Here is a 13,580-nt window from a genome sequence, read left to right on the forward strand (position 1 = left end):
GTGTCGTCATGGCCAAGAGCCAGAAGAAGTCGAGCAAGGAAGTCCGCAAACCCAAGGCCGAAAAAGCGCCCAAGGCCAATGCGTCCAACCCGACCACCAAGGGCAAGCCCGTCGAGATGACGACGCTCAACTAAGCGCGCGCGCCTTCCCTCTCCCCCCGGGAGAGGGCGAGACGCTGGAGGCGGCGAGGGCGAGGACGCCCCGAGCGCGCCGGTCGCGGCTTAATCGAGCGCGGCGCGGATCGCGGCGGCGGCGATGAACGGTGCGCCCGCGACCAGCACGAGGCTGACCGCGGCGAGCAGCTTTATCGCGCCTGCGCCGCCCGCCGGGTCGAGCGAACCGGCGCCGAAGATCAGCAGCGGCACCGCAAGCGGGAGCATCACCAGCCCGGTCACGGCCCCTCCGCCGCGCACGCCGGCGACCAGCGCGCTGGCGACGACCGCGAGTGCCGCAAGACCCGGCGTGCCGATGAGCAAGCCGATCTCGACGCGGAGCAGCGTGTCGCCCGAGAGGTTGAGCAGCCCCGCCGCAATCACCGCGGCGAGCATCAGCGGCGGGCCGAAGCTGAGCCAGTGCGCGATCGTCTTGGCCGCCGCGACCAATGTCATCGACATCCCGCGCACCGCGAACTGATCGAACACGCCCGCCTCCAGATCTGGACCGACCAGCCGCTCGACCGGAAGTAGTGCTGCCAGCAATGCCGCGGTCCAGATCACGCCGCCGCCGATCTTGGCGAGCAGCGCGGCGTCGGGGCCGATCGCGAACGGGAACAGCGTCGCCACCAGCAGGAAGAACGCGACGACCAAGGTCGCGCCGCCGCTCGATACGCTACGGCGAAGATCGCGGCGGATCAGCGCGATCACAGCGCGATCTCCCGCGCGCCGGGTAGCGACAGCGGGAGATGCGTGGCGACGAGCGCGATGCCCCCGCTTGACCGATGTCGGGCGATCAGCGCTTCGAGCCGCGTGATCGAGGCCAGGTCGAGCCCGTTGGCGGGTTCGTCGAGCAGCCAGACCGGCGCGTCGGTCGCGGCGACACGGGCGATCGAGGCGCGACGGCGTTGGCCGGTGGACAGGAGTCGGACGGGAATGTCGGCGAGGGCTTCGAGATCGAGCGCCTGCATCGCGCGGGCGGCGCGCGCGTCTGGATCGGGCGCGCGGTCGAGGCTCGCCCAGAAGCGCAACGCGGCGACGAGCGGACGGTCGGTGTCGAGCGCGCTCGCTTCGGTGAGGAGCGCCTTGTCCGCATCGCACGTCACGCCACCCTCGAACGGTGCGAGCAGGCCGGCGGCGACGCGGATCAGACTCGACTTGCCGATACCGTTGGGCCCGGTGACGATCGCGGCATCGCCGGGACCGAGATCGAACGAGACGTTTGAAAAGAGCATTCTTCCGCCCCGCATGCACGCGACGTCGCGAAAGCCGAGGGTCACGTGGCCGGATCTTCCGCCGGATCTTCCGCCGCGTCTTCAAGTGCGTGCATGTCGTCGTCACTGAGGCCGAAATGATGGCCGATCTCGTGGATCGTGACGTGCGCGACGAGATCGTCGAGGCGGACGCCGGTGTCGATCCACTCCTCCAGGATCGCGCGGCGGTACAGCACGATGCGGTCGGGCATCGCGCCGGTATCCATCGACGATTTCTCGCCGAGCGGGCGACCATGATACAGCCCCGACAGATCGAGCGGGTGCTCCAGGCCAAGCGCGGCGAGCGTCTCGTCGTCGGCGTATTCCTCGACCGCGAAGACGATGTCGCCGAGATGGATCGCGAACTGCGCCGGCAACCGGGCGATCGTCGCACGCGCGATTGCCTCGATCGCGTCGGCGTCCGGTGCTTCGCCGCGCGCCTCTGCCCGTATTGCTGCTTGCCCGCTCATGTCGTCAGCCATAGTCGTTGCCCGAGGATAGCGGCAAGGGACACGCGAATGATCGAAGCACTGAACGAGACCGAGCGGGCCGAGGCGCTCGATGGGCTCGACGAGTGGGATTACGACGATGCGCGCGATGCGATCACGCGGACGATCGTGTTCGCCGATTTCGTCGAGGCGTTCGGCTTCATGGCGCAGGTCGCGCTGATCGCCGAGCGCGCGAACCACCATCCGGAGTGGAAGAACGTCTGGAACCGGGTGGAGATTCTGCTGACGACGCACGACGCGGGCGGCCTTTCCCCACGCGATATCGAGATGGCCGAAGCGATCGACGCGATCGTCGGCGACGCCTGACCTTCCGACCCTCCCCTTGCAGGAGAGGTGGCTGGCGCAGCCAGACGGAGGGGTGATCCGCTGTCGATAGCGCGCTACCCCTCCGTGAGCCAAGTGGCTGCCACCTCCCCTCGAAGGGGAGGATAAGAGTCATGTCTCGCGAAGATCCCGACGCATCCGCTTGCGCAGCGCGCCCGGCATCCAGCGTGCCGCGAACGCCATGCGGTGCGCGGTCTTGCCGACATAGGTGTGGACCTTGTCGCCGTGGACTGCGGCCCAGGCAGCGTCCGCGACCTTGTCGACCCCGGTCAGTTCGAGCCCCGCGCCGGTCACCGTCTCGCGGATCGAGTGGTTGCTTCCCCCCGCCCCAGAATCGAGCAGCGGCGTGTCGATGAAGCTCGGCACGATGCTGCGCACTTTGATGCCGTCCGCCGCCCATTCGCCGTCGAGCGCCTCGGTGATCGCGCGCACCCCGAACTTGGTCGCCGAATAGGGGGCCAACCCCGAAGAGCCGTAGATCGCCGACGCGGAGGCGGTGTTGAGCAGGCACGAGCCCGGCGTGCGCTTGAGATACGCATAGCCGATCCGCGCACCGTTCAGCACGCCGACCAGGTTGATCGCGATCACCCGGTCGATCTCGGCGAAGTCGGTCTCCGCGAGCGGGCCGCCCGAACCGATCCCGGCATTGTTGAACAGCACGTCGAGGCGCCCGCCGGTGGTGGCGACGAACGCGTCGAGGCAGGCCACCCACGCATCGCGGTCGCGCACGTCCATCTGGTAGGTGGTCGCCATGCCCGCGGGGAGCAGCGCGGCGGTCTCGGCGAGGCCGGCAACGTTGACGTCCGCCAGGCCGACACGCCAGCCCGTCCGCGCGAACAGCTGCGCTGTGGCCCGACCGATCCCCGATCCGCCGCCGGTGATGAAAATGCTCTGTTCGGTCATGACGCCTCTCTCTATGATTTGATTTTCCGGTATGTTTCCCGCATCCTGCGGGCAGATGCCAGACAATTCCCCCGCGCTCGCTTTCGAACGCGTCACCAAGACCTACGGGTCGACGATCGCGGTCGATGCGGTCTCGTTGGAAATCGCGGGCGGCAGCTTCGTCGCGCTGGTCGGGACGTCGGGATCGGGCAAGTCGACGCTGCTCAAGACGATCAACCGGCTGGTCGATCCGAGCGAGGGCCGCGTGACGATCGATGGCGCCGACGTCGCCGCCGAGCCCGCGCCAGACCTGCGCCGCCGGATCGGCTATGTGTTTCAGAATATCGGCCTGTTCCCGCACATGACGATCGCCGAGAATATCGCGATCGGGTTGCGGATCGCGGGGCGCTCCGACGAGGCGAAGGTCGGCGAACTGCTCGACCTCGTCGACCTGCCGCGCGATATCGCGGAGCGGATGCCGGAGGCGCTGTCGGGCGGCCAGCGCCAGCGCGTCGGGATCGCGCGAGCGCTCGCGCCGGGAGCGAAATTGCTGTTGCTCGACGAGGCGTTCGGGGCGCTCGATCCGGTGACGCGCGACGCGCTGGGCACCCGGATACGCGAGTTGCACGACCGACTTGGGCTGACGACGATTCTGGTGACGCATGACATGGCGGAGGCGCTGCTGCTGGCGGACCGCGTGCTGGTGATGAAGGCGGGGCGGATCGTCGCCGATGCGACCCCGGCCGAGCTGGTCGCGGGCAAGGGTGGCGACGACGCGCAGGCGCTGGTGCAGGTGCCGCGTGCGCAGGCCGAACGCCTTCAGGCGCTCGTTTCGTGAGGGGGGTCGCATGAGCGCGTTTCTCGATGCGCTTGGTCGCGTGCCGCCATTGCTCGCCGCTCATGTCCTGTTGTCGGCATCGGCGCTGCTGCTGGGGATCGCGATCAGCCTGCCGCTCGGAATCTGGTCGGCGCGCAACGCCACTGTCGCACGCGTCTCGCTCGGGTTCGCTAGCCTGGTGCAGACGATCCCGAGCCTTGCGCTGCTGGCCCTGTTCTATCCGCTGTTGCTCAGCCTGTCCGCGCTGGTCGGCGGCGGGATCCCCGCGCTCGGCTTCCTGCCGTCGCTGATTGCGCTGACGTTGTACGCGTTGCTGCCGATCATCCGGAACGCGGTGGCGGGGTTGCACGGGATCGATCCCGCCGTGATCCAGGCGGCGGATGCGGTGGGCATGACGCCCGCGCAGAAGCTGCGGCTGGTCGAGGCGCCGCTGGTCGCGCCGGTGCTGATCGCCGGTATCCGCACCGCGGCAGTGTGGACGATCGGCGCGGCAACGCTGTCGACGACGGTCGGCCAGCCGAGTCTCGGCGACATGATCTTTGCCGGGCTCCAGACGCAGAACTGGGCGCTGGTCCTTGCCGGCTGCGTGTCCGCGGCGGCGCTGGCGCTGGCGGTCGACGCGCTGATCGGTGGGATCGAATATGGTTTTCGCGCACGGCGGCGGTGGCTGTGGATCGCGTGCACCGCGGTATTGGTGGCGGGAACCGCGGTGGCGACGCTGCCGCTCTGGCCAAAAAGTGGTGGCGACCGAACGGTGGTGGTCGGCGCGAAGAACTTTTCCGAGCAATATATCCTTGCGCGGCTGATCGGCGATCGGCTCGAGCGGGCCGGCTATACCGTCGAGTATCGTGACGGGCTGGGCTCCGCGGTGGTGTTCGGCGCGCTCTCGGGCGGCGATATCGATGTGTATGTCGATTACGCCGGGACGATCTGGGCGAACGAGATGAAGCGCAACGATGTGCCCGAGCACGGCGCGATGGTCGCGGCGATCGGTGCATGGGCGAAGCGCGAGCACGGGGTCGGGCTGATCGGGTCGCTCGGGTTCGAGAATGCCTATGCGTTCGCGATGAAGGGCGATGTGGCCAAGGCGAAGGGCATCGCCAGCCTCGACGATCTGGTGAAGGCCGCGCCGGCGATGACGCTGGGCAGCGACCTGGAGTTTCTCGAGCGGCCCGAATGGGCGGCGGTGAAGCGCGCCTATCCGCTGCGGTTCGCCAAGACGACGCCGTACAGCCCGACCTTCATGTACCGCGCGCTGGAGAGCGGGAATGTCGATGTGATCTCGGCCTTCTCGTCGGATGGGCGGATCGCGGCGGATGGTCTGGCGGTGCTGAGCGATCCGCGGCGGGCGATTCCGGGGTATGACGCGATCCTGATGGTCGCACCGAAGCGGGCTGGGGATGCGAAGTTCGTGGGTGCGCTGAAGCCGCTGGTCGGGCGGATCCCGGTGGAGGCGATGCGCGCGGCGAACTACCGGGTCGATCGTGATGCGGACAAGGAGACGCCCGAGGCGGCGGCGCGGTGGCTGGCGGCGAAGGTGGGGCTGTAACTGCCCTCGCCCCTTTGGGGAGAGGGAGGGAGGAGCCGCTCGGCGACGGAAGGGTGAGGGGTGGTTTGGGTCGACGTCCCGTGCCTCACTCCCCTCACCCTCCCACCGCAAGAGCGGCGGGCCCCTCCCTCTCCCCGCAGGGGAGAGGGCCTCGTTTTAGAAGAAGAGCTTGCGGATGCTGAGGCGGACGGTGCGGCCCAGCGGGTCGAGGTAATCCGGCTGGTAGTTGTTCGGGGTCGCCCCCGTCGCGTCGGTCACGCGCTGGCGCGTGTTGAGCACGTTGTCGACCGACAGGCTAATCCGCATGCCACGCAGCCACGGATGCGCCTTCACCCATTCGAGCCGCTGGCCGAGGTCGGCGAACAGCCGCGCGTTGGCGGTCGCCAAGCCACCGAAGTTGAGCGTTTCGGGTGCCGCCGCGGTGCCGCCATTGACGCGCGTGCCGGTCGCGTAGTTAGCGGAGACCCGCGCGCCGAGACCGTTGTTGGTATAGCCCGCCTGCGCCTCGAGTTCGTGGCGCGATTGGCCGCCGCTGTTGCCGATCGCGTCGCCGTTCAACAGGTCGAGGCTAGGGCCGCCGTTCGCGACGAGTACGCGATCGGTGAAATGCCAGGTATGGTAGACCGCGAACTGCAGGCGGCCGCCGGCCTGCCCGCCACGACCGCCGAAGCCGCGCCCGCCGCCGCCTGGACCGCCACCGCCCGGACCGCCCCCGCCTGGACCACCACGCCGGCCATCGCCGCCCGCCCCTTCCGGACGACGAAAACCGCCGGGCGGCTGCATCCCCTCGAACGGATTGGGGCCGGTGCCGGCGCGATACGCCTCCAGCTCCTTCTGGATCTTCGACTTGAGCGGCGCGGAGAAATTGATCCCCCAGCGCAGTTCGGAGCGGTCGCTGCGCGCGAAATTGATCGGGCGGCTGTCGACCTGCAGCAGGTTCCCCGCAGCATCGCGCGTGAATCGATCAGGGAATGCCGCCTCGATCGCCGCAGTCGCCGACGGGAAGGCGGCGATCGGATTGTCGACCCGGCTCTCGACATAGTTCGCGGTGATCGACAGGTCCTTGGCGGACCATGGCTTCAACGTCACCCCGACCTTCTTGACGTGGTTGTTGTCCGACACGAGCCCGGGATTACCGCCGCTGATCGTCGTCACGGTCGCGGTGGTGCCGCGGACGTAATCGAAGATGCGGACGTTGGGCGTGGTGATCGACGGGTTGCCGAGCTGCTGCGCGGTCGGCGCCTCGTCGGTGTCGGTGACCGAGGCGATCACGCGCACGCCCTCGATCGGCGACCAGTTCGCCCCATAGCCGAGCGTCGTCAGCGTGCCGAAGTCCGACAGATGATCCTCGGCAAGGTTGAAGTTCGCCGACAGCGTGCCGAGAAACGGCAGCACATCCTTCGACCGGCTGGTCAGCGGCAGATCGACATTGACCTGGCCGTTGACGGTATCGCGCGACACCTGGCCGCGCTGCGTCAGGCCGGCGCGGTAGGAACGGCTGTCGAAATCCGCGGTCTGTCCGCCGAACTTGATCGTCGTCGAGACCGCGCCCGCTGGCAGGCTGAACAGGTTGCCGTTCGCGACCGCATCGATCTCGCCGGTGTTCTGCGTCGCATAGGCGCGGTTGCCGGCGGCGGCACCGATATCGCCGGCGGTGAGCCGCGCGAACGGATTGGCGGTCGGATCGCCGGCCCTGAGCCGTGCCTTGAACGCGCTGGCGTCCACTCCATTCTCGGTGAAGGTCTGCGTGTCGCTACGGTCGTAATTGCCCGTGACGTTCCAGCGCCACGTGCCGATATCGCCGTTGAGCGTGGTGCCGAGATGCGCCGCGATCGACGCGGTGCGCTGGGTGAGCGGCAGGAAGCCATCGTCGTTGAGCGCCCGGTACACCGGGGTGGCGCCGCCGACATCGAGCGTCGCGACCGGCAGGCCGTTCAGGCTGCGGCTGTCGGTCGATTCGAGGCGACCGTTGATCGTCGCGCCGACCTTGCCGATGTTGCGCGCATACACGCTGTTCACGGTGAAGGTGCTGCTGGCCGACTGAAGCGTGCGGAACGGCCGCTGGTCGACGATGGCGTTGTCCGCGTCAACCGCGCTGGTCGCGGTCGGCGTGGGCGCTGCGATGTCACGCTCGGATTCGGTCAGCGCCGAGGTCGAGGTGTATTCGGCATGCAGATTGACCCGGCGATCGCGGGCGATGCTGAGCAGGTCGAGCTTGGCATCGGGCGAATTGCTGCCGCCTTCGGTGGGCATCTTGTCGACGGCTTCGGCGGTCACCGCGCGGAAACGGCGGCGCAGCACGAAGTTCACGACCTTCTGGTCCGCGCGATAGCCGTATTTGAGCGCGACCTCCTCGGGCAGGATCTCGACGCGCTGGATCGCCTCGGTCGGGATGTCGCGGATTTCGCTGAAGCTGGAAATACGGCGGCCGTTGAGCAGCACCACCGGCGCGCCGCCGCTGCCGCGTCCGCTTGTGGTCTGCGGGCTTAGTTCGTTGAGCAAGTCGGAGATCGAACTGACGCCGTAGGAGCGGATCTCGGCCTGGCCCAGCGTCTGGTCGGGGGGAATGTCGCCGATCACCGCGCCGGGCAGTTTGCGCGAACCGGTGACGACGATCTCTTCGGATTCGGCGCCCTCGTCCTGCTCCTGCGTCTGCGGGGCGGACGCGGCATCGGCGGCGGGTGTCGACGGCGCCTGTTGCGCCGCCGCCATCGCGGGCATGCTCACCGCCAGAACCAGACCCAGTTTACGCATACCCGTCACCCCGATGATCGACCGTCGATCCGGTGCCCGCCTAGCCGCGAATTGTCGCAGGATTATGCCGGTTCGACGACCGATCGGCGCGCCATGAGCGCGTCCATCTCCTCCAGCGGCACGCCCTTGGTCTCGGGGAAGTAGAGGAACACCGTCACGAACTGCACCGCCATCATCGCGGCGAAGAACAGGAACGGCAGTCCGGCCGACCACGCCGCGGCGATTGGGAAGACCTGCGCGATCACCGCGTTCCAGCCCCAATGGCTCGACGAGCCGATGCTCGATCCGCGCGCACGGACGTTCTGCGGGAAGACCTCCGAGATATACACCCAGATCACCGCGCCCGAGCCCGGCGCGAAGAACATGATGAAGACGATCAGCGACGGGAGCAGCAGCCCGTGCGGCACGACTCCGAGTAGTGCCAGTCCGCCGACGGTGAGCGCGCCGGTCATCCCCGCCGAGCCCCAGAGCAGCAGCGTACGCCGCCCGATCCGGTCGATCAGCAGCATCCCGAGCAATGTGAAGACCATGTTGGCAACGCCGATCATCACCGCCTGCAGATCGGGCGACAGGCTGCCGCCCGACGCCTTGAAGATGTCGTTGAGGTAATAGAGGAACGCGTTGATGCCGCTGAACTGGTTGAACATCGCGACCAGGAAGGCGAGCGTGATCGGCTTGCGGTGGCGCGTCCAGGAGAGCGCAGCGTCGCCCTTCGGCGCATCGAGATCCTGCCGCGCGATGTCCGGGTTCATGCCGACCAGCGCCAGCACGTCCCTGGCCTCCGCATCGCGCCGCTTCGCGAGCAGCCAGCGCGGCGAATTGGGGATGCGGAACAGCAGCGCGAAGAACACCAGCGACGGCGCCGCGACGATCCCGAGCTTCCATCGCCACTCGACATCGCCGAGATCGAGCGCGCCGATGATCGCGTTCGACACATAGGCGAGCAGGATCCCGAGGATGACCGCGAACTGGAATCCGCCGACCATCTTCCCGCGCTGTGCTGGTGGTGCGAGCTCGGCGATATAGGCTGGTGCGAGCACCGACGAGCCGCCGATCGCGATGCCGTTGATGAAGCGGAAGCCGATGAAACTGTGCCAGTTCCACGCCAATGCACAGCCGAGTGCGGTGACGACATAGAGGAAGGCGAGCATCCGCAGCACGTTGCGGCTGCCGTAGCGATCGCCGGGCATACCGACGAACAGCGCACCGATCAGCGTTCCCCAGAGCGCCGACGAGACGGTGAAGCCGAGCCACGCCTCGCTCAGCGCGAACTTCGCCTTCAGCGCGCCGGTGACGCCCGCGATCACCGCGGTGTCGAAGCCGAACAACAGCCCCGCCAGCGCCGCGGTCGCGACGCTTGCTATGAGGACGGTGCTGGGGCGGGTTTTGGAGGGGGCGATCGTCATGCCGGCTGTTTCGAATGTTTCGGCGGCCCCGGCAAGGCCATCGCAGGCCATTTCGACCTACGGAAAGACCCGAAACAGGTTCTTCAAAACGCATTAACGAATGCCGGCCAAGGATCTCCGCCTATCTTGTGCCTGGGGGCCGACGCGTTGACGACCGGATTGACGAAACTGTTCTTCGCCCTCGTGGCCTGCACGCCGTCCTCGGCCTGGGCGGCGTGCGCGGTCACCAATACCGGTCCGACCGCGCTCGGCACCTATTCCCCCCCGGCGCTGGTCGCCGGTGCGCCGCCGTACAGCGCCGTGCCGGGCGGCTTCGATTGCCCCTCCACGGTCATATCGTTGCTGACCGGCAATTTCCTGCGCGCGACGGTGACCAGCGCGGACGGGTTCAAGCTGACCTCGACCAACGTCGCCGATACCGTCACCGCACGCTATGTCGTTGCCGCAGACAGCGCCGGGACCTATCCGTTCACGCCGGGCACGCCGTTCGTCTACATGAATGGCGGCATCATCAACCTGCTCGGACTGCTCGGTGGATCGGCGCGCAACGTCCAAGTCCATGTCCGCCCCTCGTCGCTGACCGCCGTCGCGCCGGGCACGTACAAGGGCAGTTTCACGATCGGCTGGGAATGGCGCTTCTGTTCGCTGCTCGGCGTCGGTTCGTTGTGTGCGGGTACGCTCGACCAGAGCAGCGCCGTCACCTCGGCCAAGGTCGACGTTACGATGGTCGTTTCGGCCAGGCCGGTGGCGGTCGTCATCACCACGCGCACGACCTATGATCCGATCTCGACCACCAACAATCCGCGCGCGATCCCCGGCAGCAAACAGCGCACGACGATCACGCTGACCAACCCCGACATCGTCGCGGTCGACGCCAACTCGGTGGCCGTGGTGCTCCCGACTCCCACCCGCGCCGCGGTCGCGCTGGACGGCGACGGGACCGCCTCGACCGCGTTCGTGACCACTGCGGAGGGATCGCCCGCATCGTCGCTGGCAGTGACCTATGCCACCCCCGCGAGCGCGACCGACGACGTTGATTTCTCGGCGAACGGCGGGACGAGCTGGACCTATGATCCGACCACCACGCCCAAGGCGGTCACCACCATCCGCATCCGCCCGCGCGGGACGATGGCGGCAGGGTCGAGCTTCAGCGTGTCGCTGCCCTACGCCCTATTCTGATCGGCGTTCTGATCGGAGTTCTGACCGATATTCTGATCGGCAACGGGCGAGCCCGGCAGCGCGCCGATCAGCTCCATCTTGGTCGCGGTCGAGCCGACTTCGATGCCCGCCTCGCGGAATTGGCGGAGGAGCGTAAACAGCAGTTCGCTGCGGATCGGATAGGCGTCCCGCGGGCTCGCCACGTACGCGAAGCAGTTGAACTTTGCGCGGCCGGCGTCGATCGAATCGATGAACACCTTGGATTCGGGATCGTCGAGCACCTCGTGCTTCTCCGCGAACGCCGCGAACAGCATCGTCCGCACCGCGTCCAGATCCTCCTCGAGCGGCACCGAGAATTGCAGCTGGATCCGGCCGATCGGGGCGGCCAGCGTCATGTTCTGGATCGTCTTGGTGATCAGTTCCGAATTGGGCACGATCAGCGTCGAGCGATCCGCGACCTGGATCTCGGTCGAGCGCACGTTGATGCGCTTCACGTCGCCCTCCATGTTGCCGATCCGGACGAGGTCGCCGATCTTTACCGGGCGCTCGGCGAGCAGGATCAGCCCCGAGACGAAGTTCTGCGTGATCGCCTGCAGACCGAAACCGATCCCGACCGACAGCGCGCCGAGCACCACGGCCAGCTTCTCCATGCCGATCCCGAGCGCGCCGAGCGACCACAGCACCGCGGCGATGATGCCGGCATAGCGCGCGACCATCGTCACCGAATTCTGCGCGCCGGCGTCCATCGCGGTGGTCGGCAGATAGCTGTTCACCAGCCAGTGCTGCAGCCCGCGCATGATCGCCAGCGCGACGAACAGCACCGCGATCGAGCGCAGCACCGCCCCCGGCGAGATCGTAACCTGGCCGATCGTGATGCCGCTTGCGACCGTGCCGAACAGCTCGAACACCGAGCCCACCCCTGCCCCGAACGGCGCCATCACCGCGCCGACCGCGAGCATGATCAGCAACAGCCGCAGCACCGCCGACAGCAGCACGCCGATCTGGTCGACGGTCTTGTTGTCGACGCCGAACCCGCTGTTCGCCGAGCGACCCAGGCGGTTCCCGCTCGACAGCAATGTCCGGCACGCATCGTCGGTGAAGGTCATCATCAGGTACAGGCTCGCGCCGACGATCGCGCCCCAGACCAGCCACGTCGCAACCTTCAGCGCCAAATTCACATAGCCGATCAGCCCGGCGCCGAGCGCGACGATCAGCACCAGCCAGACGAGCGTGGCGACGATCGCGAGCAGCGTGTTGCGCGCAGGCTTCGACGGATCGGGCAGCGCGGCGGCGCGCAACCGGCCGAGCGTCACCAGGATCGCGCCGAGCAACACGATATGGAGAAGCGCGACGACCGCGTTGGCCGCACTCGACGCGGGCGCGCTGACGCCGATCAGCAGATTGGTCGCGATCAGCAGCTGCCCGAAAAAGATCAGCGCCGCCGCCATCCAGCTATACGGCCTGAGCGCCTGCGCGGCAGCGTCGCCGATCGGCAACAACCGCCAGGTCGGCTGGGTCCGCAGCAACAGCGCGCCGCCGAGCGACGACACGAATGCGCAGAACCATGAGATCCCGACGAAGATCGCGCCGAACCGACTCCAGGCGGGCGAGACGAGCCCACCCCAGCGCAACGACGCGACGATCGCCCACGCCGCAAACCCCGGCAGCGCGGTTCCGATGACGACCAGCCACAACGCATAGGCCGAACGCCGCAGACGGCCGCCGGGCGTATGGTTGGCGGCATAGCGTCGACCGACGCCGTGCAGCCAGCGCCGCAGCGGCACGAGCAGCACCAGCGCGGCGAGCATCCCGACGAGCAGGCCGGTACCCGCGCGGGTATCGAACCGCGTGCCGAACTGACGCACCTCGACATTGGCGAACCGCGTCAGTCGCGCGGTGTCGCGGGGCAAGTGATCGACGATCGCGGCCCAAAGCGTGGGTGACAGCGGGGAACCGGTGTTCTCGGACAATTGCTGGCCGAGTTCCTCCGCCTCGGCCGCGCCGATGTCGTCAATCTGCTGCTTGGCCTCGATCCCGATCAGGCGCGCGCGCTTGATCGCCGAGTCGATCGCCGACTGGCTCTGCGCGAGGAGTTTGCGTTGCTGGCGAATCTCGGGCGCTTCGACAACGCCTGGGGTGGCGGCGCCAAGTTCGGTCACGCGCGCCTGAACGAGCGCCATCTCGGGGGTGAGCGTGCGGACCGCGTCGGCCGCGGTGGTCTGCACGACCTGCGCGCGATCCCGCAACGCCTGCCGCGCCTTGTCGTCGCGCGCCGCGGGGGTGGCGTCGTCGATCGCCTGGAGCTCGGCCGAGGCTTGGGTCAGGCTGGCGGCGACGGTCGCGACCTTCGCCTCGTCCTGCGCGATCGCGGGGAGCGCGGTGACGGCGGTGACCGCGAGGAGGAGCGCGGCGAGGTAACGGAAGAGGGTCATCCGGGGTGCTGTACAGTGGCGGGAGGCGAAACGGGAGGGGGTGGCGCTAAGCTCGGGTCGGGGCACTATCGCCGCCGCTATCTGCGCCGCTTTGGGGTGTGCGTTTGCCTACCACCCGCACCACCCCGGCGGAGGCCGGGGCCCAGTTGGAGAGGTCGCTGTAACGGAGCGCCGGCCTTCATCATCACCGGCTCCCAACTGGGCCCCGGCCTCCGCCGGGGTGGTGCTATCGGAACACAATGCAGCAGATACAGCCGTCGCCTGCACCCCTTTGTTCTCCCGCGAAGGCGGGAGCCCAGACGGGGCCCCCGCCTTCGCGGGAG

General features: G+C 68.0%; 12 protein-coding genes. 5 read left to right on the forward strand and 7 right to left on the reverse strand.

Annotation, left to right across the window (positions count from 1 at the left end; translation table 11 throughout):
• Positions 1–8 precede the first annotated feature (8 nt).
• A complete protein-coding gene (locus C8J40_RS20895; RefSeq protein WP_259457500.1) occupies positions 9–134 on the forward strand; it encodes a hypothetical protein in 126 nt (41 codons plus the stop codon).
• An 87-nt stretch (positions 135–221) separates the two neighbouring features.
• Here C8J40_RS20895 and C8J40_RS03550 read toward each other — a convergent pair whose 3' ends face one another.
• From C8J40_RS03550 to C8J40_RS03560, 3 genes are read right to left on the reverse strand one after another with little or no spacing between them, the layout of a single operon-like run.
• A complete protein-coding gene (locus C8J40_RS03550) occupies positions 222–863 on the reverse strand; it encodes a heme exporter protein CcmB (RefSeq protein ID WP_132895778.1) in 642 nt (213 codons plus the stop codon).
• Complete coding sequence (ccmA, locus tag C8J40_RS03555; protein ID WP_243693182.1) at positions 860–1,387, reverse strand: heme ABC exporter ATP-binding protein CcmA; 528 nt, start codon at positions 1,385–1,387, stop codon at positions 860–862. Before ccmA ends, C8J40_RS03550 begins: the two co-directional genes overlap by 4 nt.
• 41 nt (positions 1,388–1,428) lie before the next feature.
• A complete protein-coding gene (locus C8J40_RS03560; RefSeq protein WP_132895779.1) occupies positions 1,429–1,887 on the reverse strand; it encodes a metallopeptidase family protein in 459 nt (152 codons plus the stop codon).
• A 36-nt stretch (positions 1,888–1,923) separates the two neighbouring features.
• On the opposite strand from C8J40_RS03560, the gene C8J40_RS03565 reads away from it, so the two are divergent.
• Positions 1,924–2,220: a 4a-hydroxytetrahydrobiopterin dehydratase gene (locus tag C8J40_RS03565; protein ID WP_128453864.1), complete on the forward strand. Its 297-nt coding sequence runs from the start codon at positions 1,924–1,926 to the stop codon at positions 2,218–2,220.
• A 129-nt stretch (positions 2,221–2,349) separates the two neighbouring features.
• Here the strand turns inward: C8J40_RS03565 and C8J40_RS03570 are convergent, their stop codons facing one another.
• Positions 2,350–3,141, reverse strand: a complete 792-nt coding sequence (locus tag C8J40_RS03570) for an SDR family oxidoreductase (protein ID WP_132895780.1) — start codon at positions 3,139–3,141, stop codon at positions 2,350–2,352.
• A 55-nt stretch (positions 3,142–3,196) separates the two neighbouring features.
• Between C8J40_RS03570 and C8J40_RS03575 the strand changes: the two genes are divergently transcribed.
• Positions 3,197–3,958, forward strand: coding sequence for an ABC transporter ATP-binding protein (locus tag C8J40_RS03575; protein WP_132895781.1), 762 nt, complete (start codon positions 3,197–3,199; stop codon positions 3,956–3,958).
• 10 nt (positions 3,959–3,968) lie between these two features.
• Positions 3,969–5,507 carry an ABC transporter permease/substrate-binding protein gene (locus tag C8J40_RS03580; RefSeq protein WP_132895782.1) on the forward strand — a complete coding sequence of 513 codons (1,539 nt, stop codon included), beginning with the start codon at positions 3,969–3,971 and terminating at the stop codon, positions 5,505–5,507.
• A gap of 156 nt (positions 5,508–5,663) precedes the next feature.
• Here C8J40_RS03580 and C8J40_RS03585 read toward each other — a convergent pair whose 3' ends face one another.
• Positions 5,664–8,261 carry a TonB-dependent receptor plug domain-containing protein gene (locus tag C8J40_RS03585; protein ID WP_132895783.1) on the reverse strand — a complete coding sequence of 866 codons (2,598 nt, stop codon included), beginning with the start codon at positions 8,259–8,261 and terminating at the stop codon, positions 5,664–5,666.
• Between the two features lie 62 nt (positions 8,262–8,323).
• Positions 8,324–9,667 (reverse strand): sugar porter family MFS transporter, encoded by a 1,344-nt coding sequence (locus C8J40_RS03590; RefSeq protein ID WP_132895784.1) that lies wholly within the window; start codon positions 9,665–9,667, stop codon positions 8,324–8,326.
• Positions 9,668–9,814: 147 nt separating this feature from the next.
• On the opposite strand from C8J40_RS03590, the gene C8J40_RS03595 reads away from it, so the two are divergent.
• Positions 9,815–10,846, forward strand: coding sequence for a protein CsuE (locus C8J40_RS03595; protein ID WP_132895785.1), 1,032 nt, complete (start codon positions 9,815–9,817; stop codon positions 10,844–10,846).
• Here the strand turns inward: C8J40_RS03595 and C8J40_RS03600 are convergent.
• Entirely contained in the window at positions 10,831–13,257 is a 2,427-nt protein-coding gene (locus C8J40_RS03600) for a DUF3772 domain-containing protein (RefSeq protein WP_132895786.1), read from the reverse strand. The two genes, C8J40_RS03595 and C8J40_RS03600, sit on opposite strands and share 16 nt — an antisense overlap.
• Between the last annotated feature and the right edge of the window lie 323 nt (positions 13,258–13,580).

Origin of the sequence: Sphingomonas sp. PP-CC-3A-396 (assembly GCF_004343105.1) — a bacterium.
GTDB lineage: Bacteria > Pseudomonadota > Alphaproteobacteria > Sphingomonadales > Sphingomonadaceae > Sphingomonas.

Excerpts from the sequence above, each read along its gene's own strand:
- C8J40_RS20895 (WP_259457500.1), top strand. The coding sequence starts at position 9 with ATGGCCAAGAGCCAGAAGAAGTCGAGCAAGGAAGTCCGCAAACCCAAG.
- ccmA (WP_243693182.1), bottom strand. The coding sequence starts at position 1,387 with ATGCTCTTTTCAAACGTCTCGTTCGATCTCGGTCCCGGCGATGCCGCG.
- C8J40_RS03560 (WP_132895779.1), bottom strand. The coding sequence starts at position 1,887 with ATGGCTGACGACATGAGCGGGCAAGCAGCAATACGGGCAGAGGCGCGC.
- C8J40_RS03565 (WP_128453864.1), top strand. The coding sequence starts at position 1,924 with ATGATCGAAGCACTGAACGAGACCGAGCGGGCCGAGGCGCTCGATGGG.
- C8J40_RS03570 (WP_132895780.1), bottom strand. The coding sequence starts at position 3,141 with ATGACCGAACAGAGCATTTTCATCACCGGCGGCGGATCGGGGATCGGT.
- C8J40_RS03575 (WP_132895781.1), top strand. The coding sequence starts at position 3,197 with ATGCCAGACAATTCCCCCGCGCTCGCTTTCGAACGCGTCACCAAGACC.
- C8J40_RS03580 (WP_132895782.1), top strand. The coding sequence starts at position 3,969 with ATGAGCGCGTTTCTCGATGCGCTTGGTCGCGTGCCGCCATTGCTCGCC.
- C8J40_RS03585 (WP_132895783.1), bottom strand. The coding sequence starts at position 8,261 with ATGCGTAAACTGGGTCTGGTTCTGGCGGTGAGCATGCCCGCGATGGCG.
- C8J40_RS03590 (WP_132895784.1), bottom strand. The coding sequence starts at position 9,667 with ATGACGATCGCCCCCTCCAAAACCCGCCCCAGCACCGTCCTCATAGCA.
- C8J40_RS03600 (WP_132895786.1), bottom strand. The coding sequence starts at position 13,257 with ATGACCCTCTTCCGTTACCTCGCCGCGCTCCTCCTCGCGGTCACCGCC.